General features: G+C 56.2%; 18 protein-coding genes and 1 tRNA gene. 5 read left to right on the forward strand and 14 right to left on the reverse strand.

The genetic code is table 11. The features are described 5' to 3' along the window. Nucleotides 1–9: 9 nt before the first annotated feature. From LBF07_RS07195 to actS, 3 genes are all read right to left on the reverse strand, one after another. Nucleotides 10–1,674, reverse strand: a complete 1,665-nt coding sequence (locus LBF07_RS07195) for a ShlB/FhaC/HecB family hemolysin secretion/activation protein (protein ID WP_094935377.1) — start codon at nucleotides 1,672–1,674, stop codon at nucleotides 10–12. A 423-nt stretch (nucleotides 1,675–2,097) separates the two neighbouring features. After that, nucleotides 2,098–2,171 (reverse strand) — tRNA-Gly (locus LBF07_RS07200). Nucleotides 2,172–2,251: 80 nt separating this feature from the next. After that, on the reverse strand, nucleotides 2,252–2,995 hold the full coding sequence (gene actS / locus LBF07_RS07205; protein ID WP_039262983.1) for an amidase activator ActS: 744 nt from the start codon (nucleotides 2,993–2,995) through the stop codon (nucleotides 2,252–2,254). 163 nt (nucleotides 2,996–3,158) lie between these two features. Here actS and idi point away from each other — a divergent pair, with 163 nt between their 5' ends. After that, a complete protein-coding gene (idi, locus tag LBF07_RS07210; protein WP_094935378.1) occupies nucleotides 3,159–3,701 on the forward strand; it encodes an isopentenyl-diphosphate Delta-isomerase in 543 nt (180 codons plus the stop codon). Nucleotides 3,702–3,739: 38 nt separating this feature from the next. Here the strand turns inward: idi and lysS are convergent, their stop codons facing one another. From lysS to xerD, 5 genes are all read right to left on the reverse strand, one after another. Further along, nucleotides 3,740–5,257: a lysine--tRNA ligase gene (gene lysS, locus LBF07_RS07215; protein WP_023309094.1), complete on the reverse strand. Its 1,518-nt coding sequence runs from the start codon at nucleotides 5,255–5,257 to the stop codon at nucleotides 3,740–3,742. 9 nt (nucleotides 5,258–5,266) lie between these two features. Then, nucleotides 5,267–6,365 (reverse strand): peptide chain release factor 2 gene (gene prfB, locus LBF07_RS07220; RefSeq protein ID WP_096151315.1). Its coding sequence is split into 2 segments (ribosomal slippage): nucleotides 5,267–6,289 and nucleotides 6,291–6,365, totalling 1,098 coding nucleotides; the frame shifts between segments, so codons are not numbered across the junction. A gap of 90 nt (nucleotides 6,366–6,455) precedes the next feature. Beyond that, entirely contained in the window at nucleotides 6,456–8,189 is a 1,734-nt protein-coding gene (recJ, locus tag LBF07_RS07225; RefSeq protein ID WP_039262981.1) for a single-stranded-DNA-specific exonuclease RecJ, read from the reverse strand. Between the two features lie 5 nt (nucleotides 8,190–8,194). Next, nucleotides 8,195–8,908 carry a bifunctional protein-disulfide isomerase/oxidoreductase DsbC gene (gene dsbC, locus LBF07_RS07230; protein ID WP_023309097.1) on the reverse strand — a complete coding sequence of 238 codons (714 nt, stop codon included), beginning with the start codon at nucleotides 8,906–8,908 and terminating at the stop codon, nucleotides 8,195–8,197. A gap of 28 nt (nucleotides 8,909–8,936) precedes the next feature. Further along, nucleotides 8,937–9,833: a site-specific tyrosine recombinase XerD gene (xerD, locus tag LBF07_RS07235; protein WP_023309098.1), complete on the reverse strand. Its 897-nt coding sequence runs from the start codon at nucleotides 9,831–9,833 to the stop codon at nucleotides 8,937–8,939. Between the two features lie 101 nt (nucleotides 9,834–9,934). Here xerD and fldB point away from each other — a divergent pair, with 101 nt between their 5' ends. Beyond that, nucleotides 9,935–10,456 (forward strand): flavodoxin FldB, encoded by a 522-nt coding sequence (gene fldB / locus LBF07_RS07240; RefSeq protein ID WP_064673272.1) that lies wholly within the window; start codon nucleotides 9,935–9,937, stop codon nucleotides 10,454–10,456. 6 nt (nucleotides 10,457–10,462) lie between these two features. Here fldB and LBF07_RS07245 read toward each other — a convergent pair whose 3' ends face one another. Both LBF07_RS07245 and sdhE read right to left on the reverse strand, forming a co-directional pair. Beyond that, complete coding sequence (locus LBF07_RS07245) at nucleotides 10,463–10,873, reverse strand: protein YgfX (protein ID WP_021242050.1); 411 nt, start codon at nucleotides 10,871–10,873, stop codon at nucleotides 10,463–10,465. Next, the gene (gene sdhE / locus LBF07_RS07250) at nucleotides 10,854–11,120 is read right to left on the reverse strand and encodes an FAD assembly factor SdhE (RefSeq protein ID WP_010435322.1); all 267 of its coding nucleotides are present in this window, start codon (nucleotides 11,118–11,120) and stop codon (nucleotides 10,854–10,856) included. The genes LBF07_RS07245 and sdhE overlap by 20 nt, the downstream gene beginning before the upstream one ends. 294 nt (nucleotides 11,121–11,414) lie before the next feature. On the opposite strand from sdhE, the gene ygfZ reads away from it, so the two are divergent. Continuing rightward, nucleotides 11,415–12,395, forward strand: coding sequence for a tRNA-modifying protein YgfZ (ygfZ, locus tag LBF07_RS07255; RefSeq protein WP_029739202.1), 981 nt, complete (start codon nucleotides 11,415–11,417; stop codon nucleotides 12,393–12,395). A gap of 74 nt (nucleotides 12,396–12,469) precedes the next feature. Here ygfZ and LBF07_RS07260 read toward each other — a convergent pair whose 3' ends face one another. Both LBF07_RS07260 and yqfB read right to left on the reverse strand, forming a co-directional pair. Further along, nucleotides 12,470–13,129 carry a hemolysin III family protein gene (locus tag LBF07_RS07260; protein WP_033146591.1) on the reverse strand — a complete coding sequence of 220 codons (660 nt, stop codon included), beginning with the start codon at nucleotides 13,127–13,129 and terminating at the stop codon, nucleotides 12,470–12,472. Nucleotides 13,130–13,294: 165 nt separating this feature from the next. Beyond that, nucleotides 13,295–13,606, reverse strand: coding sequence for a N(4)-acetylcytidine aminohydrolase (gene yqfB, locus LBF07_RS07265; protein ID WP_094935379.1), 312 nt, complete (start codon nucleotides 13,604–13,606; stop codon nucleotides 13,295–13,297). A 51-nt stretch (nucleotides 13,607–13,657) separates the two neighbouring features. Between yqfB and LBF07_RS07270 the strand changes: the two genes are divergently transcribed. After that, nucleotides 13,658–14,389 (forward strand): MurR/RpiR family transcriptional regulator, encoded by a 732-nt coding sequence (locus LBF07_RS07270; RefSeq protein WP_029739204.1) that lies wholly within the window; start codon nucleotides 13,658–13,660, stop codon nucleotides 14,387–14,389. Between the two features lie 116 nt (nucleotides 14,390–14,505). Then, nucleotides 14,506–15,939 carry a 6-phospho-beta-glucosidase BglA gene (gene bglA, locus LBF07_RS07275; protein WP_033146593.1) on the forward strand — a complete coding sequence of 478 codons (1,434 nt, stop codon included), beginning with the start codon at nucleotides 14,506–14,508 and terminating at the stop codon, nucleotides 15,937–15,939. 72 nt (nucleotides 15,940–16,011) lie between these two features. Here bglA and LBF07_RS07280 read toward each other — a convergent pair whose 3' ends face one another. Beyond that, nucleotides 16,012–16,755: an SDR family oxidoreductase gene (locus LBF07_RS07280; RefSeq protein ID WP_032660097.1), complete on the reverse strand. Its 744-nt coding sequence runs from the start codon at nucleotides 16,753–16,755 to the stop codon at nucleotides 16,012–16,014. Between the two features lie 70 nt (nucleotides 16,756–16,825). Then, nucleotides 16,826–19,699, reverse strand: a complete 2,874-nt coding sequence (gene gcvP, locus LBF07_RS07285) for an aminomethyl-transferring glycine dehydrogenase (protein ID WP_033146594.1) — start codon at nucleotides 19,697–19,699, stop codon at nucleotides 16,826–16,828. Nucleotides 19,700–19,804 lie beyond the last annotated feature (105 nt).

A 19,804-nucleotide genomic window follows, 5' to 3' on the forward strand; every position in this document is an offset into this window, starting at 1 on the left:
TAGAGTCTCTTAAAGCATGAAGGCAATGCGCCAGTTAACGCTCACATGATCCGGGCCGAGCCAGTCGGGGTAGCGCAGGGGCGTGCCGACCGAAATCTGGCTGCTGTACCCGCGTCCTGCGCTGCTCAGCCCCACCGAACCGCCCCACAGCGTGCCGGAGGCAAAGCGGTCCTGACGGTCTTTTTCCAGCCAGCCGCCGTCAACGGCGACCGTTGCGCTTACCGCGCCAATCACCGGGAGGGTGAAGAGGGAATACCCCAGCTCGTTACGCCAGTAGCCGCCGTTGTCCCCGGACAGGTACTGCTCTTTAAAACCGCGCACGGAGCTTTCGCCGCCGAGCGTCAGGCGCTCGGCGCCGTACAGCCGGTCGGGCGACCACTGGCCGTAGGCGCTGGTCAGCCACCACGCGTTACGGGCGACTGGACGCTGGAAGCTGGCGTTCAGGCTCCATTTGCGGAACTCTGCCCGCGGCATATCCCCGGATTTATTTTCGTCGGTTTCGGCATTGAACCACGGCATGCCGTGGCTCCAGGTCGGGTTGAAGGTCGCCACGCCGCCCAGCATTTTTTGCGTATGGGTAATCCCCAGGACCAGGCTCGAGAGGTTGCGCGTGCTGCTCTTAAGCGGCGCGTCGTTCAGCCAGTTGCGGCTGGAGCGCTGAACCACGCCCGCCGCAATGCCGGTTTTGACATCCCCGTTGCGGAAAACCACCCAGGACGCGTTAAGGCGGTGGGTTTTCGTATCGCCCGTGGAGAGCCAGTTGAAGCCCTGGTTACTGATGGTGGTCCGGTAGTTACTCCAGGCGTAGCTGTAGTCCAGCAGGCCGTAGCCAGACGGCACGCTGACGCCCGCCTGGAAATTCTGCGCATCGTACGCGCTGGCAAAATCGCTGCTGCGCCCGCCGCTGACAAACCATTTATCCGCCAGCCCCAGCATATTATTGGCGGTGAGCACGCCGTTCAGCTGGTTTTCACCGGTGCTCTTCTGCCCGCTATTATCCAGGCTCACGGATGCACTTAACGGAAATTCCGGCTTGCCCGTGAGATTAACGATGGAATATCCGGCCTGCGTTCCCGGCAGAATTTCAATCTGAACCGGCTCGGCGCGCAAACGGTTAATTTGCTCCATCCCCTGTTCGATGTCGCGTAAATTAAGGATGCCACCCACCCGTCCCGGAAACGCCATTTTCAGCATGCGCGGCGTTTCACCTTCCAGACGGATCGCTTCCAGCCGCCCTTCCAGCACCACAATATTCAGCTGACCGCCGGAGAGATCCTGCTCGGTAAGAAAGGCGCGGCTGGTGATATATCCCCGGCTGATATACCAGTCAGAAATACGGGCGAGAAGCTCCGTTATTTTCGCCATATCCAGACACCGGCCCTGCCACGGCGCAACCAGGGTCTGCCGCGTTTTCGGGGAAATGAGGGTCGTGCCGGAAAGGGTAATGGTATCAATGGTGAAGCAGGGCCCGGTGCCGGCTGCAGGCAGAGTTCTGGCAGGCGCCGGGCGAGGAATACTCCGCTCCAGCTCTTCACGCTGTTGCTGGTTCTTTAATAACAGTTCCTCCTGCTGCTGACGCACGGTGTCCCGGTCAGCAGGAGTAAGGGGGGCTGCATGGCTCAGAGAGCAAAAAAATAACGAGCAAAAAAAGACGGCTTTGCTGTAATAGCGCATATAAAAGGATAATATTTTTTGGTTTTCTTAATTATGCCAGCTCCGACGCAATAGAGAATAGTCTCAAAAAGAGGGCTACTATAATTAGTAGTAATATTTGCGTTAAGTCTAAAAAAATAAAAATCCGTGATAAAGAAGAGTGTAGTTTCTGAAAGCTTTATTATTCGATCATGGTTCCTTCTTTCACAAAATATTAACTAACCTTCCCAATAATGAGATGTAAACGTCAGCGAGTAGTGCTGATTAAATTACCCGTTACACTCATCGTGCTGCAAACTCTGATGGAGTCTGATATTTCAGTGCTGAATATCGGGGCTCGCGCGATAACGTCTTTGAAGTTATCAATCAACAGCATGACGATATCTGTATGGGAAAGCGTGGACAGGATAAAAACAGGCAAAGGAAGATAACATCAGGAAAAGCTGGAGCGGGCGAAGGGAATCGAACCCTCGTATAGAGCTTGGGAAGCTCTCGTTCTACCATTGAACTACGCCCGCTTTGAGGTGCGTATGGCATTATAGACCTTACGCACCTTCATACAAGCCTCTTAACAACTAACCGGCGATAAAATAATCACTTAGCACTTCGGTTTGCTGCCGGGCGCAGGCAGATAACGCTGCGGGTCGATGGCAGTCGCCTTATAGCGAATCTGGAAGTGCAGCTTCACCGCGTCCGTGCCGGTGCTGCCCATGGTGGCAATCTTCTGCCCGGCTTTGACGTTCTGCCCGTTGTTGACCAGCATCGTGTCGTTGTGCGCATAGGCCGTGATGTAGTCTTCGCCATGCTTAATCATGATCAGGTTACCGTAGCCGCGCAGCTGGTTACCCACGTACACCACCTTCCCTGCCCCGGAGGCATAAACCGGCGTACCGCGCGCAGCGGCGATATCAATACCCTTGTTGCCACCTTCAGAAAGTGAGTAAGGGGCGACCACTTTACCGCTGGCAGGCCAAATCCAGCAGCGCTGTCCAACCGGCGGCCATGATGATTGCGGCACCTGATAGGACGGCGTCACTTTGGCGGTTTTGCCTTTCGAAGAGGATTTTTTGCCCGAGGACGAGCCGCCGCTAACCTTCAACTGCTGCCCCACCTCGATGGTGTAGGGCGGAGAGAGGTTATTCAGCCGCGCCAGATCCTTCACGCTGGTCCCCGTTGCGCGCGAAATCCGGTACAGCGTATCCCCGCGCTTAACGGTATAGACCGAACCGGAATAGCTGCCCATATCCGAAGATTTGCTCCCTGAACAGCCCGCCAGCAATAGCGTCAGCGTCAGGCAAAAAATGGCGGTGATGGGATTTCTCGTCAGGCTTCCTGCAAACAAAACAGATCCTCGGTCAGCGTGAATGGCGCACTATGATAACAGCCAAAACGAATATGGGTCATGCCCTTTTCCGCTCTACGCGCCAAACCGTTCGTATAAGAATGCAGTATAATGTCCCGGCTGATGGTGCTGAACCACTCGGCATTTTGGCACTGGAGCATCAATGAGTATTCAAGAACACGTTATTTTGGTAAACGACCAGGGAATGGTGATTGGCACTCAGGAAAAATATGCCGCGCACACCTTACATACCCCGCTGCATCTGGCTTTCTCTTCCTGGCTTTTTAACGCAAACGGCGAATGTCTGATCACCCGGCGCGCCTTAACCAAAAAAGCCTGGCCCGGCGTCTGGACCAACTCCGTCTGCGGCCACCCGCAGTCCGGCGAAGAGACGATACAGGCGATAATCCGCCGCTGCCGCTTTGAAGTGGGCGCTGAGCTGACCGATATCACCGCCGTCGCCCCTGAATTTCGCTATAGGGAAACCGACCCGTCGGGGATTGTGGAAAACGAAATTTGCCCGGTATTCGCGGCCCGCATCACCAATGACGTGACGATAAACGAAGATGAAGTGATGGACTATCAGTGGGTGGAGCTGGGCGCGTTATTCCGCGCGCTGGACGCGACGCCCTGGGCCTTTAGCCCGTGGATGGTCATGGAAGCGACAACCGCCCGCGAAAAACTCAAAGCCTTCGCGGCGCAATAAAAAAGCCCCTTTCGGGGCTTTTTTTACATCTTAACGCCTTATTTCACCGGGCGCATCGCCGGGAACAGGATCACGTCGCGGATGGTGTGGCTGTTGGTGAACAGCATGACCATACGGTCGATACCAATCCCAAGGCCCGCCGTTGGTGGCAGACCGTGCTCCAGTGCGGTCACGTAGTCTTCGTCGAAGAACATCGCTTCGTCGTCGCCTGCCGCTTTCGCGTCAACCTGATCCTGGAAGCGCTGAGCCTGGTCTTCCGCATCGTTCAGCTCGCTAAAGCCGTTGCCGATTTCACGGCCGCCGATGAAGAATTCGAAGCGATCGGTGATTTCCGGGTTCTCGTCATTACGACGCGCCAGCGGAGAGACTTCAGCCGGGTATTCGGTGATGAAGGTCGGCTGAATCAGGTGCGCTTCGGCCACTTCTTCGAAGATCTCGGTCACGATACGGCCCAGACCCCAGCTCTTCTCAACCTTGATACCGATGCTTTCCGCGATCGCTTTCGCAGAATCGAAGTTATCCAGGTCCGCCATATTGGTTTCCGGACGGTATTTCTTGATCGCTTCGCGCATGGTCAGTTTTTCGAACGGCTTGCCGAAGTCGAAGACTTCTTCACCGTAAGGAACCTGCGTGGTGCCCAGAATGTCCTGCGCCAGGGTGCGGAACAGGGATTCGGTCAGCTCGATCAGATCTTTGTAATCCGCATACGCCATATAGAGTTCCATCATGGTGAACTCTGGGTTATGACGAACGGAGATACCTTCGTTACGGAAGTTACGGTTGATTTCGAACACGCGGTCGAAACCACCGACCACCAGACGCTTCAGGTACAGTTCCGGCGCGATACGCAGGTACATGTCCAGGTCCAGGGCGTTGTGATGGGTGATGAACGGACGCGCAGACGCGCCGCCAGGGATCACCTGCATCATTGGGGTTTCCACTTCCATAAAGTCGCGGTTGACCATGAACTGGCGGATACCGGCCATGATCTGAGAGCGAATTTTGAAGGTCTTACGGGATTCATCGTTAGAGATGAGATCCAGGTAGCGCTGACGATAGCGCGCTTCCTGATCCTGCAGGCCGTGGAATTTGTCCGGCAGCGGGCGCAGGGCTTTGGTCAGCAGACGCAGCTCGGTGCAGTGGATAGACAGTTCACCGGTTTTGGTTTTGAACAGTTTACCTTTCGCGCCCAGGATATCGCCCAGGTCCCACTTCTTGAACTGCTCGTTGTAGATGCCTTCCGGCAGGTCGTCACGGGAAACGTACAGCTGAATACGGCCACCAACGTCCTGCAAGGTCACGAAGGAGGCTTTACCCATGATACGACGGGTCATCATGCGGCCTGCAACGGCCACTTCAACGTTCAGCGCTTCCAGCTCTTCGTTCTCTTTAGCGTCGAAGTCAGCGTGCAGTTGGTCTGAGGTATGGTCACGACGAAAATCGTTCGGGAACGGCACGCCCTGCTCGCGCAGCGCTGCCAGCTTCTCGCGGCGGGTTTTCAGTTCGTTGTTAAGATCGACTACCGCGTCAGCGCCCTGTGCTTGTTGTTCAGACATGTTGGTTCCTCATAACCCTGCTTTCAAACTTGCTTCGATAAATTGGTCCAGGCTGCCGTCCAGCACCGCCTGCGTGTTGCGGGTTTCAACCCCGGTACGCAGGTCTTTGATGCGGGAGTCATCAAGGACGTAAGAACGGATCTGGCTGCCCCAACCGATGTCGGACTTGTTGTCTTCCATCGCCTGTTTCTCAGCATTTTTCTTCTGCATCTCCAGCTCATAAAGCTTCGCTTTCATCTGCTTCATGGCCTGGTCTTTGTTCTTATGCTGGGAACGGTCGTTCTGGCACTGTGTTACCAGCCCGGTAGGAATGTGGGTAATACGCACCGCCGATTCCGTACGGTTAACGTGCTGACCACCCGCGCCGGATGCGCGATAAACGTCGATACGCAGGTCCGCCGGGTTAATTTCGATATCAATATCTTCATCAACTTCCGGGTAAACAAACGCGGAGCTGAAGGAGGTATGACGGCGGCCACCGGAGTCGAACGGGCTCTTACGCACCAGGCGGTGAACGCCGGTTTCGGTACGCAGCCAGCCGTAGGCGTAATCGCCAATGATCTTGATGGTGACGGATTTCAGACCCGCAACTTCACCTTCAGACTCTTCGATAATTTCGGTTTTGAAGCCGCGCGCTTCTGCCCAACGCAGGTACATACGCGTCAGCATGCTGGCCCAGTCCTGCGCTTCGGTGCCGCCAGAACCCGCCTGAATATCGAGATAGCAGTCAGCGCTGTCGTATTCGCCGGAGAACATACGGCGGAACTCAAGCTGCGCCAGCTTCTCTTCCAGCACGTCGAGTTCTGCCACGGCTTCGTTAAAGGTTTCTTCGTCGTCGGCTTCGACGGCCAGCTCCAGCAAACCGGAAACATCTTCCAGCCCCTGAGCCATTTGATCCAGCGTATCTACGATAGCTTCGAGAGAGGAACGCTCTTTACCCAGCGCCTGTGCGCGTTCAGGTTCGTTCCACACGTCCGGCTGTTCCAGCTCGGCGTTTACTTCTTCAAGACGCTCTTTCTTGGCATCGTAGTCAAAGATACCCCCTAAGAACGTCAGAGCGCTCCGTGAGGTCCTGAATACGGTTTTTTACCGGATTAATTTCAAACATGGTCTGTTTTCTTTTATGGACTTGTCAAAATGCGGTGATAAGAGCGGGATTGTACCGAATCCACGCCCTTTTTTATAGAGATTACTGCCGCTAAATTGGCCAGATATTGTCGATGATGATCTGCAGGGTGCGGTTACCGCGAAACTCGTTGATGTCCAGTTTGTACGCCAGCTCAACCTCGCGCACGCCGTTGTCCGGCCATACCGCCGTGTCAACGTTGAAGGCGATGCCGTCCAGCAGCGGACCACCGCCCACGGGCTCGACCATCACTTTCAGATGACGTTCGCCGACAATACGCTGCTGCAGCAGGCGGAAACGCCCGTCGAACAGCGGTTCCGGGAACATCTGCCCCCACGGACCGGCATCGCGGAGCATTTGCGCCACGTCCATCGTCATCTCAAGCGGTGAAAGCTCGCCATCGGACACCACTTCCCCCTGCAACAGGGCCGGATCAATCCAGTCGGTGACCAGTTCACCAAACAGCCGCTGAAACTCGTCGAACTTCGCCTCTTCCAGCGACAGGCCCGCCGCCATCGCATGGCCGCCAAACTTGATCATCAGACCCGGATACAGCGTATCGAGACGCTCCAGCGCATCGCGCATGTGCAAACCCTGAATCGAACGGCCTGAGCCTTTCAGCGTGCCGTCGCCTGCGGGGGCGAACGCGATCACCGGGCGGTGGAAACGCTCTTTAATGCGCGACGCCAGAATGCCGACCACGCCCTGGTGCCACTCAGGATGGTACATCGCCAGGCCGCCCGGCAGCGTATCGCCGCTGCGTTCAAGCTTTTCGCATAGGGTCAGCGCTTCGGCCTGCATCCCCTGCTCAATCTCTTTGCGTGTCTGGTTCAGCGCGTCCAGCTCGTTGGCCAGCACGCGCGCTTCACCGATGTTGTCGCACAGCAGCAGCGCCACGCCGACGGACATATCGTCCAGCCTTCCGGCTGCGTTCAGACGCGGCCCGAGGGCAAAACCCAAATCGCTGGCCGCCAGCTTGAGCGGATCGCGGTTGGCAATCTCCAGCAGCGCCTTGATCCCCGGACGGCACTTGCCTGCCCGGATACGGCTTAGGCCCTGCCAGGTCAAAATGCGGTTATTGGTATCGAGCGGTACCACGTCCGCGACGGTGCCCAGCGCCACCAGATCGAGATATTCGGCCAGGTTCGGTACGGCAATACCGCGAGAGTCGAACCAGCCCTTATCGCGCAGCAGGGTCCGTAACGCCAGCATCAGATAAAACGCTACGCCCACGCCTGCGAGGGATTTCGACGGGAAATCGCAGTCGCGCAGGTTGGGGTTAATAATCGCTTCCGCATCGGGCAGCGTTTCGCCCGGCAGGTGGTGATCGGTGACCAGCACCGGGATCCCCAACGCGTGAGCATGATCGACGCCCGCATGGGAGGAGATCCCGTTATCGACGGTCATGATCATCTGTGCACCACGGGCGTGGGCCTGATCGACCACTTCCGGGCTGAGGCCATAGCCGTCTTCAAAACGGTTCGGTACCAGATACGTGACGTTATCGCAGCCCAGCGCGCGCAGGCTGAGCACGCTCAGCGCGGTGCTGGTTGCGCCGTCGGCGTCGAAATCGCCCACCACCACAATCCGCGTTCCCTCTCGAAGCGCGTTGTAGAGCATTTCGGTGGCTTTTTCGATACCGCTCAGCTGCTGCCAGGGCAGCATCCCTTTCACGCTGCGTTCAAGATCCTCAGCGCGACGCACGCCGCGGCTGGCGTAGAGACGCTTAAGCAGCGCCGGGAGATCGTCCGGTAAATCAACGGGTTCAACCGCCTCGCGGCGGCGCAATTTTATCGGGGCTTTCACGCGGATTATTTACCACCAAACTGTTTCTGGTGCGCGTCGAGGAACTCTTTCATCTCTTTTGGTCCCTGATAGCCCGGAACAACATAGCCGTTGCTCAGGACAATCGCTGGCGTACCGCTCACGCCAAACTGCACGCCGAGCGCATAGTGGTTAGCGATATCAATGTCGCAGGAGGCCGGCTTAACGCCTTTGCCGTTCATCGCGTCGTCGAACGCTTTGTTGCGGTCTTTCGCACACCAGATAGCCTTCATGTCCTGCTCTGGCTGGCTCTGCACGCCCGCGCGCGGGAAGGCCAGGTAACGCACAGTAATGCCCAGCGCGTTATAGTCTTTCATCTCTTCATGCAGCTTGTGGCAGTAGCCGCAGGTGATGTCGGTGAAGACGGTAATGACGTGTTTTTCCTGCGCCGCTTTATAGACGATCATCTCTTTTTCGAGCGCGTTCAGGTTTTTCATCAGCAGCTGGTTGGTGACGTTTACCGGCTGCGCGCCGCTCACGTCGTACATTGGCCCCTGAATAATGTGTTTGCCGTCTTCGGTGACGTACAGCACGCCGCTGTTGGTGAGTACCGTTTTCATGCCGGCAACCGGTGCAGGCTGAATATCGCTACCGGTGACGCCAAGCTTAGCCAGTGACTGTTTGATGGCGGCGTCGTCCGCATGGGCGAAACCGGTAAATGAAGCTGCCAGCAGGGTGAACAGCGCGAAAGTCTTTTTCATATGTGATCCTGTTACAATTCGTCGGCACTCACGCACGAGGGTGGTGCTGTTGGTGTAGCTGCCGCAGGCGTTCCGTCGCGACATGGGTGTAAATTTGCGTCGTGGAAAGATCGCTGTGGCCCAGCAGCATCTGCACCACGCGTAAATCAGCGCCGTGGTTTAACAGATGCGTCGCGAAGGCGTGACGCAATACGTGCGGCGAAAGCTTTTCACTATCGATACCCGCCAGTGTGGCGTAATGCTTGATGCGATGCCAGAACGTTTGCCGCGTCATCTGCTGGGCGCGCTGGCTCGGAAACAGGACGTCGATAGACGTACCATTGAGCAGCCACGGACGACCATGCTCCAGGTAAGTTTCCAGCCAGTAAACCGCCTCTTCACCCAGCGGAACCAGCCTTTCCTTGTTGCCTTTACCAATGACGCGCACCACGCCCTGACGCAGGCTGATGTCGCTCATCGTCAGGCCAACCAGTTCCGAAACGCGCAAGCCGGTAGCATACAATAGCTCAAGCATGGCTTTATCGCGTAACTCCAGCGGCAGGTCAACAGCCGGTGACTGTAATAATCTCTCAACTTGTGCTTCGCTGAGATCTTTCGGCAGCCGCTGCGGGAGCTTAGGAGATGCCAGCAGCGCGCTGGGATCGTCTTCGCGGATCTTCTCACGGTAGAGGTGCTGGAACAGCCGACGCATGGCGCTAAGCAAACGCGCGGAACTGGTGGCTTTGTAGCCCCCTGCGATACGTTCCCCAAGCAGCGCCTGCAGGTCGTCACGCTGCGCGCTCGCAAGGGATAACCCCCGGTGCGCAAGCCACTCCACCAGCATGGTGAGATCGCGACGGTAGGCGCTGAGGGTATTCTCGGCAAGATTTTTCTCCAGCCACAGCGCGTCGAGAAACTGTTCGATCAGTGCGAGATCCTTTTCCACATCAGCCCCTTTGATTTTGCAGTCAGGCCATTATGCCTGATTGCGACCGGTTTCTGGTACACTACGCGCAAAGTCAAAGCAAGTATTGAGATAGTTACGCGATGAATATTGGTCTGTTCTATGGTTCCAGCACCTGCTACACCGAAATGGCGGCAGAGAAAATTCGCGACATCATTGGCCCGGAACTGGTGACGTTGCATAACCTGAAAGATGACGCGGTCGCGCTGATGGAACAGTACGATGTACTGATTCTTGGCATCCCAACCTGGGATTTTGGTGAGATACAGGAAGACTGGGAAGCCATCTGGGATCAACTCGATTCACTCAATCTCGACGGCAAAATCATTGCCATGTACGGCATGGGGGATCAGCTGGGCTACGGGGAATGGTTCCTGGACGCGCTCGGCATGCTGCATGACAAGTTGGCGCCGAAAGGAGTGTCGTTTATCGGCTACTGGCCAACCGAAGGTTACGAGTTCACCAGTAAAAAACCGATTATTGCCGACGGCGAACTGTTTGTTGGACTCGCGCTGGATGAAACCAACCAGTACGATCTCAGCGATGAGCGCCTGCAAAGCTGGTGCGAGCAGATTCTGGGCGAAATGGCTGAAAAGTTTAGCTAACGCGCATTACCCCTGCGTCGTCTGTTGCAACAGCATCCGGCGCAGGTCTCGCCACTCGGCAGCATCCATACTGTCAGCCGCCAGCCACAGATGCTGGCAACGCCCGCCGTCCACCTTGCGTAACCGTAACATCATGCCGCAGTTGAGCATCCAGGGCATACCGAGAATATCCCACTCTTTACCCTGCCAGCGCAGGCGGGAATCCATCAGTAATTTAATCTCTCCCTGACGGGCATTAATGCGACGCTGGCTGCGTACGCTGTCAAAAACGACAAACGACAGTAACAGCAGCCACAGCGGCGTATAGCTCAGCGGCCACGGCATCAGTAAAACAAAGGCCGCGACCAGGCCGTGGAGCAATAAAGACATCCACTGCGAGCGCCACGAGACGCGAAGATCAGATTGCCACAGGACCACGTTCCCGATTCCGTGTTTGAATTAATTGCACCATCCGTTGCAACTCGGTGTCGGCGGGTTTGCCGTGGTTCATCAGCCAGTTGAATAAATCCGGATCGTCAGACTCAAGCAGGCGAACAAACAGACGCTTATCATCATCGCTTAAGCTGTCATACTCATATTCGAAGAAAGGCATGATGGAAATATCAAGTTCACGCATGCCGCGACGGCACGCCCAGTGAATACGGGCCTTGTTGTTAATATCCATGTTCAGTTTCCTGCATTACGTTTGGCACAGTCGGGACCCCGTTCAGTGTTCTTTATTTCTCTACGGGGACACCAGCTAGTGTAACGTGTTTTTGACCGTTTCATTACTGGAATATTGCGATCGCCGAGCAGGCTTCCAGAATAATCCCTACAAAGACAGCGGATTACATTATTTTGCGTAGCGCTACGCATAACTGGTTTAGGGCACAAATGGTCTGTTGAAAGCGCTTGCATTGCCTGCAGGCTCTTTTACCATTAGGCATTATCAAAGCGTTAAGCAATTCAGGATATCGTTATGGCATTTACACCATTTTCTCCTCGCCAGCCCGCCGCCTCTGCGCGTCTGCCGCTGACGCTTATTTCTCTTGATGACTGGGCGCTGGCAACGCTCACCGGTGCCGACGCCGAAAAATATCTGCAGGGCCAGGTGACCGCCGACGTCAGCCAGATGACCGAACACCAGCACCTGCTGGCAGCGCATTGCGATCCAAAAGGCAAAATGTGGAGCAACCTGCGACTCTTCCGCCGTCAGGACGGCTTTGCCTTTATTGAGCGCCGCAGCCTGCAAGAGGCCCAGCTCAAAGAGCTGAAGAAGTACGCGGTCTTCTCCAAAGTCACTATCGCCCCGGACGACGAACATGTCCTGCTGGGAGTGGCCGGTTTTCAGGCGCGTGCGGCGCTGAAAAATCTCTTCAGCGAACTGCCGGATGCAGAAAAGCAGGTGGTCAGCGAAGGCGCGACCTCCATCCTGTGGTTTGAACACCCTGCGGAGCGTTTCCTGTTAGTCACGGATGCGGCAACGGCCGAACGCGTGACAGAAGCGCTGCGCGGCGAAGCGCAGCTCAACAACAGTCAGCAGTGGCTGGCGCTGAATATCGAAGCGGGTCTGCCGGTGATTGACGCCGCAAACAGCGCGCAGTTCATTCCTCAGGCAACGAACCTGCAGGCGCTGGGGGGTATCAGCTTTAAAAAGGGCTGTTATACCGGCCAGGAGATGGTGGCGCGTGCAAAATTCCGCGGAGCTAACAAACGAGCGCTGTGGACGCTGGCGGGCCATGCCAGCCGTGTACCTGAAGCGGGTGAAGACTTAGAGCTGAAGATGGGTGATAACTGGCGCCGCACCGGCACCGTGTTAGCCGCCGTACAGCTCGATGATGGACGTCTTTTGGTACAGGCCGTCATGAACAACGACATGGAAGCCGACAGCGTGTTCCGCGTGCGTGACGATGCGAACACGCTGAGCATCGAGCCGTTGCCATATTCGTTAGAAGAGTAATCGTATCCAGGTGCCCTCCCTCTCCCTGTGGGAGAGGGCCGGGGTGAGGGCGACCGCCCGCACGATGGAAAAAACTACACCTGCCCCACGTACAAATAGATCGCCAAAAAGTGGCATACGCTGCCGCCCAGCACAAAGCCGTGCCAGATGGCATGGTTGTACGGGATGCGCTTGCAGACGTAGAAAATCACGCCGAGCGAGTACACCACGCCTCCTAAGGCCAGAAGCGTCACGCCCCCTACCGACAGTTTGATTGCCAGTTGATACACCACAATCAGCGACAGCCAGCCCATTGTCAGATAGGTGACCAGTGACAGCACCTTAAACCGGTGCGCGATGGTCAGCTTAAACAGGATCCCCAGCAGTGCCAGGCTCCAGATAACAATCATCAGGCCACGCGACAGCGGTGAGTTGAGCCCCACCAGCAAAAACGGTGTGTAAGTGCCTGCAATCAGAAGATAGATAGCGCAGTGGTCAAATTTCTTGAGCCACATCTTGGCCCGCTGATGCGGGATCGCGTGATACAGCGTCGACGCCAGGAACAGCAGGATCATACTCCCGCCATACAGGCTGTAGCTGGTAATGGCCATCGCGCTGGCATTGGCGTCCACCGCCTGCACCAGCAATAACACTAAACCGACAATCCCAAACACCAGGCCAATGCCGTGGCTGATGCTGTTGGCTACTTCCTCAGCCAGCGAATATCCCTGTGCGATTAATGGTCTGCTCACCATACAAAACTCCGGGAAAACAAAAGATGATTATTCATCGCATAACTATGCTAACTGAGAATGATTCCAGTGAACACCTGTTAGCTAAAATAAAGTTAAACATAACATTTCTAAATTACAATCAGACAGTTACACTTTAATTTCAGCGAACGTGCGTTTCGATTTCAATTATAAACATTTAAAATCAATTACATAAAACTGGTTCTGCCTGGGGTAGATCTCTGCGATCACGCTTTTGAATTCATCCAGGGTCATGTTCTCCTGTTCAGCATGTTTTTGCGTCAATGTGTCGAACGTAACGGTTGACGTTCCTGTTACTTCAATGGTGCAAAAATAACCATCATCCTCATAACGCCCCACCCGCAGGATATCGCCGGTTTTGAAATGGGATTCACTTTTATCCCGGATAGTGATGGTTTTACGTCCGGCCAGGATGTCGTCCTGAAAGCGCTGAAAAAAAGTGATGTCGTTTGGCTGCATGTTATTATTCCCTGAAGAAAAGTCTGATGAGTGAGTGTAGCCATTGTGAGCATGTTCTCCCATTCCGCCATTGCCAGTCTCAATAACCTGGAGATGATGGTCTACAACTATGTCATAAAAAATCGTGACAAAGTGATGTACATGACCATCCGCGAGCTGGCGGATGCGGCAGACGTCTCAACCACGACCATCCTGCGCTTTTGCCGCAAGCTTAACTGCGAAGGGTATTCTGAATTTCGGGTGCGCTTTAAGCTTTATCTTGAACAGAACGAGCCCCAGCAGGCAAATTTCGGTGCCAGCGAAATTATCAGCTTTTTTAAAAGCGTGAATAATGAAGAGTTCGATGCGCTATTAGATAATGCGGTTGATATTATTTTATCGTCAGAGCGAATTATATTTGTCGGTGCCGGAACATCGGGTTCGCTGGCAAAATATGGCGCACGCTTCTTTTCTAATATCGGGAAATTCAGTAACCATATTGATGACCCTTATTTCCCGGTCACCAATGATATGGCGAAAAATGCGCTGGCGATTGTGCTTTCCGTCTCTGGCGAGACCGAGGAGATCCTGCGCTTCGCCAGCCAGTTCAGCCTGCATCACTGCAAGGTGCTCTCGATAACCAGCCACGAGCACTCGCGTCTCGCAAAACTGGCGGACTTTAATCTCTCCTGGCATGTTCCTCAGACGCGTATTGCAGGCGTCTACGACATCACCACGCAAATTCCCGTCATTTATATTCTGGAGTCTCTCGGACGTAAACTGGCGAAGAAACTTACAGAATAAAACACCCTGTTTTTTTGATGTAACAAATCACATTTACTGTGAATTGTTATATCGTGACATTCAATTTCGCTTTGCTAGACTCGATGCCAATAAGCCATTTATTGAGAAGAGCAGCGATGAAAAAATTAACCTTACCAAAAGATTTTTTATGGGGCGGCGCGGTTGCCGCTCACCAGGTTGAAGGCGGCTGGAACAAAGGCGGCAAAGGGCCAAGCATTTGTGACGTATTGACCGGCGGTGCGCACGGCGTCCCGCGCGAAATCACCCAGGAAGTAGTGCCGGGTAAATACTACCCAAACCACGAGGCCATCGACTTCCACGGCCACTATAAAGAAGACATCAAGCTGTTTGCCGAGATGGGTTTCAAGTGCTTCCGCACCTCTATCGCCTGGACGCGCATCTTCCCGAAAGGTGACGAAACGCAGCCAAACGAAGAGGGGCTGAAGTTCTACGACGACATGTTCGACGAGCTGCTGAAATACAACATCGAACCGGTGATCACCCTCTCCCACTTCGAAATGCCGCTGCACCTGGTACAGGAGTACGGTAGCTGGACCAACCGTAAAGTGGTCGATTTCTTCGTGCGCTTCGCGGAAGTGGTTTTTGAGCGCTACAAAAACAAGGTCAAATACTGGATGACCTTCAACGAAATCAATAACCAGCGTAACTGGCGCGCGCCGCTGTTCGGTTACTGCTGCTCGGGCGTGGTCTATACCGAACATGACAATCCGGAAGAGACCATGTACCAGGTCCTGCACCACCAGTTTGTGGCCAGCGCCCTGGCGGTGAAAGCCGCGCGCCGCATCAACCCTGAGATGAAAGTTGGCTGCATGCTGGCGATGGTGGCGCTCTATCCGTTCTCCTGCAAACCGGAAGACGTGATGTTCGCCCAGGAATCCATGCGCGAGCGCTATGTCTTTACCGACGTCCAGCTGCGTGGTTACTACCCGTCCTACGTGCTGAACGAGTGGGAGCGCCGCGGCTTCTCCATCAAAATGGAGGCAGGCGATGAGCAGATCCTGCGTGAAGGTACCTGCGACTACTTAGGTTTCAGCTACTACATGACCAACGCGGTGAAAGCGGAAGGCGGGACCGGCGATGCGATTTCCGGCTTCGAAGGCAGCGTGCCGAATCCGCACGTGAAGGCGTCCGACTGGGGCTGGCAGATCGATCCGGTAGGCCTGCGCTATTCCCTGTGCGAACTGTACGAACGTTATCAGAAGCCGCTGTTTATCGTGGAAAACGGGTTCGGCGCCTACGATAAGGTGGAAGAGGACGGCAGCATCAACGACGACTATCGCATCGACTACCTGCGTGCCCACGTGGAAGAGATGATCAAAGCCGTGACGCACGACGGCGTGGATCTGATGGGCTATACGCCATGGGGCTGCATCGACTGCGTGTCGTTCACCACCGGCCAGTACAGCAAGCGCTACGGCTTTATCTACGTGAACAAGCACGACGACGGCACGGGCGACATGTCGCGTTCCCGCAAGAAGAGCTTTAACTGGTATAAGGAAGTGATTGCCAGCAACGGCGAGAAACTTTAACGCCGTAACGCCGGGCGGCGCTACGCTTGCACCGGCCTACGATTGATCCCCTCTCCCCTTTGGGAGAGGGGTTTACTTCCCGCCCGCCAACTCAATAAAACTGCCCGTTACGTACGACGCCTTCTCGCTCAGCAGCCAGACAATCGCCTGCGCCACCTCTTCCGGCTGGCCGCCGCGCTGCATCGGCAGCAAGGATTTCACGCGATCCACTCGCCCCGGCTCTCCGCCGGACGCATGAATATCGGTATAAATCAGACCCGGACGCACGCAGTTGACGCGAATGCCCTGCGCCGCCACTTCCAGCGATAGCCCGGTTGTCAGCGAATCGACCGCCCCCTTGGACGCGGCATAATCCACATATTCACCCGGCGCGCCCAGGCGCGACGCGGCGGAAGAGACGTTCACTATCGCCCCACCCTTGCCGCCATGCCTGAAGGACATGCGTTTTACCGCTTCCCGGCAGCAGAGAAAGTAGCCCGTGACGTTGGTCGCCAGGACGCGGTTAATGCGCTCAGCGGAGAGGTTCTCGATAGTGGATTGCTCAAACAGAATGCCCGCATTATTGACCAGCGCACGAAGCGGCTCGCCTTCACGATCGAGGCTGTCAAACATCGCCAGCACCTGGGCTTCATCACTTATATCCGCGCGGACGGCAAAGGCTTTACCGCCCGCTTCAACGATCTGGTTGATCACGTCCGTCGCGGCTTTAATGTTGTGGTGATAGTTCACCGCCACGGTGTAGCCTTCGCGCGCCAGCTGCAGCGCGGTGGCTTTCCCAATGCCCCGGCTGGCGCCGGTGACCAGTGCTATTGCCATTTTCTTCTCCCAATAAAAAAGCCGGGTGGCGGCTTCGCCTTACCCGGCCTTTATGACTACACCAATAATATTACTGGTATTCGCTCATCGGCACGCAGGAGCAGAACAGGTTACGGTCGCCGTACACGTCATCAAGACGCTTCACGGTCGGCCAGTATTTGTTTGCCACGCCTGCCGGAAAGACCGCCAGCTCGCGGGAATAGCCGTGGTTCCACTCTGCCACCATTTCGTGCTGGGTGTGCGGAGCGTTAACCAGCGGGTTATCTTCCAGCGTCCATTCGCCGTCCTGCACGCGGTCGATCTCCATGCGGATCGCCAGCATTGCGTCGATAAAGCGGTCCAGCTCGGCCTTGCTTTCAGACTCGGTCGGCTCAACCATCAGCGTACCCGCAACCGGGAACGACATGGTTGGCGCGTGGAAGCCGTAGTCGATCAGGCGCTTGGCGATATCCAGCTCGCTGATGCCCGTCGCTTCTTTCAGAGGACGAATATCCAGGATGCACTCGTGCGCCACGCGACCGTCGCGGCCAGTATAGAGCACCGGGAAGGCAGACTTCAGGCGAGTCGCAATATAGTTGGCGTTCAGGATCGCCACCTGGCTCGCCTGCTTCAGCCCTTCCGCGCCCATCATGCGGATGTACATCCAGCTGATTGGCAGGATAGAGGCGCTACCGAACGGTGCCGCAGAGACCGCGCCCTGACGGGTCAGCATGCCTTCAATCTGCACTACGCTGTGGCCCGGTACAAACGGTGCCAGGTGCGCTTTCACGCCGATTGGTCCCATGCCCGGGCCGCCACCGCCGTGCGGGATGCAGAAGGTTTTGTGCAGGTTCAGGTGCGACACGTCCGCGCCGATAAAGCCCGGAGAGGTAATGCCCACCTGAGCGTTCATGTTCGCGCCGTCGAGGTAAACCTGACCGCCGTACTGGTGCACCACTTCGCACACTTCACGGATGGTCTCTTCGTACACGCCGTGGGTAGACGGGTAGGTCACCATGATGCAGGAGAGCTTGTCGCCCGCCTGCTCGGCTTTCGCGCGCAGGTCGGCCAGATCGATGTTGCCGTTCTTATCGCACGCCACCACCACCACTTCCATGCCCGCCATTTGGGCAGAGGCCGGGTTGGTACCGTGGGCGGAGCTTGGGATCAGGCAGATATCGCGGTGACCTTCGTTGCGGCTTTCGTGATAGTGACGGATCGCCAGCAGACCCGCGTATTCGCCCTGCGCGCCGGAGTTCGGCTGCATGCAGAGCGCGTCATAACCGGTCAGTTTCACCAGCCAGTCGGAAAGCTGGTTGATCATCATATGATAACCTTCCGCCTGCTCTGGCGGGCAGAACGGGTGCAGTTCGGAGAATTCAGGCCAGGTGATCGGGATCATCTCCGCCGCGGCGTTCAGCTTCATGGTGCAGGAGCCCAGCGGGATCATCGCCTGGTTCAGCGCCAGATCCTTGCGCTCCAGAGAGTGCATATAGCGCATCATCTCGGTTTCGCTGTGGTAGCGGTTAAACACCGGATGCGTCAGGATCGCATCGTTACGCAGCATGCTTTCCTGAATGGAGCGGCTGTCGAGCGCGACCTCTTTGTCGAGCGCATCAATGTCCAGACCGTGCGCGTCACCCAGTAACACGCTGAACAGGTTAAGGATATCGTCGCGGGTGGTGCTTTCATCCAGAGTAATGCCGACGGCGTTGTGGATGTCGCTGCGCAGGTTGATCTCTGCTGCATTCGCGCGCGCCAGCACGGCCGCTTTGTCCGCCACTTCCACACACAGGGTGTCGAAGTAGTGAGCGTGGCGCAGCTTAAGGCCTTTCTGCTGCAGACCGCAGGCCAGAATATCGGCCAGGCGGTGAATTCGGCTGGCAATGCGTTTCAGGCCAGCCGGGCCGTGGAACACGGCGTACAGGCTGGCGATGTTTGCCAGCAGCACCTGGGAGGTACAGATGTTGGAGTTCGCTTTCTCGCGGCGGATGTGCTGCTCGCGGGTCTGCATCGCCATGCGCAGGGCGGTGTTACCGGCAGCGTCTTTTGAGACGCCGATAATACGGCCTGGCATGGAGCGTTTGAATTCATCTTTCGCGCCGAAGAACGCCGCGTGCGGGCCGCCGTAGCCCATCGGCACGCCGAAGCGTTGCGCTGAACCGAATACGATATCCGCGCCCTGTTTACCCGGCGCCGTCAGCAGCACCAGCGCCATAAAATCGGCGGCAACGCTGACAACCACTTTGCGGGTTTTCAGCTCGGCAATCAGCGCGCCGTAGTCGTGAACTTCGCCGGTGGTGCCCACCTGCTGCAGCAGCACGCCGAAGACGTCCTGGTGATCCAGCACTTTGTCAGCGTCGTCTACGATCACGTCAAACCCGAAGGTCTCTGCGCGGGTACGCACCACGTCCAGCGTCTGGGGATGCACGTCCGCCGCGACGAAGAAGCGGTTGGCATTTTTCAGCTTGCTCACGCGTTTGGCCATCGCCATTGCTTCGGCGGCAGCGGTCGCTTCATCCAGCAGCGAAGCGGAGGCGATGTCCATCCCGGTCAGATCCAGTGTCACCTGCTGGAAGTTCAGCAGCGCTTCCAGACGGCCCTGGGAGACTTCCGGCTGGTACGGGGTGTAAGCGGTGTACCAGCCCGGGTTTTCCAGCATGTTGCGCAGGATAACCGGCGGTAACTGCACGTTGGTGTAGCCCATGCCAATGTAAGACTTATAGCGCTTGTTTAGGCCTGCGATAGCCTTCAGCTCCGCCAGCGCGGCGAATTCCGTGGTGGCTTCCCCCACCTGAGGCGGCGTGGCAAGCTGGATGTCTTTTGGCACAATCTGGCCGATCAGTGCGTTTAATGAATCCGCGCCAACTGTCTTCAGCATCTCCTGCTGTTGCTGAGCATCCGGCCCAATGTGACGTTCAATGAAGGCGCCACGGTTTTCAAGCTGGCTTAAAGTCTGTGTCATGAGCGATGGTTCCTGAAACGTGCAGTGAATTTAAGTTCCCTCTCCCTCTGGGAGAGGGTTAGGGTGAGGGGAAGATGGGCACCCTCGCCCCTGCCCTCTCCCGAA

The sequence above is a fragment of the Enterobacter cloacae complex sp. ECL352 genome, assembly GCF_020149545.1.
Taxonomy (GTDB): domain Bacteria; phylum Pseudomonadota; class Gammaproteobacteria; order Enterobacterales; family Enterobacteriaceae; genus Enterobacter; species Enterobacter asburiae_B.

Bases quoted from the DNA above. Each gene is read 5' to 3' on its own strand.
- lysS (WP_023309094.1), bottom strand. From the start codon at position 5,257: ATGTCTGAACAACAAGCACAGGGCGCTGACGCGGTAGTCGATCTTAAC.
- fldB (WP_064673272.1), top strand. From the start codon at position 9,935: ATGAATATTGGTCTGTTCTATGGTTCCAGCACCTGCTACACCGAAATG.
- idi (WP_094935378.1), top strand. From the start codon at position 3,159: ATGAGTATTCAAGAACACGTTATTTTGGTAAACGACCAGGGAATGGTG.
- sdhE (WP_010435322.1), bottom strand. From the start codon at position 11,120: ATGGATATTAACAACAAGGCCCGTATTCACTGGGCGTGCCGTCGCGGC.
- yqfB (WP_094935379.1), bottom strand. From the start codon at position 13,606: ATGCAGCCAAACGACATCACTTTTTTTCAGCGCTTTCAGGACGACATC.
- LBF07_RS07260 (WP_033146591.1), bottom strand. From the start codon at position 13,129: ATGGTGAGCAGACCATTAATCGCACAGGGATATTCGCTGGCTGAGGAA.
- LBF07_RS07270 (WP_029739204.1), top strand. From the start codon at position 13,658: ATGTTCTCCCATTCCGCCATTGCCAGTCTCAATAACCTGGAGATGATG.
- LBF07_RS07280 (WP_032660097.1), bottom strand. From the start codon at position 16,755: ATGGCAATAGCACTGGTCACCGGCGCCAGCCGGGGCATTGGGAAAGCC.
- gcvP (WP_033146594.1), bottom strand. From the start codon at position 19,699: ATGACACAGACTTTAAGCCAGCTTGAAAACCGTGGCGCCTTCATTGAA.
- bglA (WP_033146593.1), top strand. From the start codon at position 14,506: ATGAAAAAATTAACCTTACCAAAAGATTTTTTATGGGGCGGCGCGGTT.
- LBF07_RS07195 (WP_094935377.1), bottom strand. From the start codon at position 1,674: ATGCGCTATTACAGCAAAGCCGTCTTTTTTTGCTCGTTATTTTTTTGC.
- ygfZ (WP_029739202.1), top strand. From the start codon at position 11,415: ATGGCATTTACACCATTTTCTCCTCGCCAGCCCGCCGCCTCTGCGCGT.
- dsbC (WP_023309097.1), bottom strand. From the start codon at position 8,908: ATGAAAAAGACTTTCGCGCTGTTCACCCTGCTGGCAGCTTCATTTACC.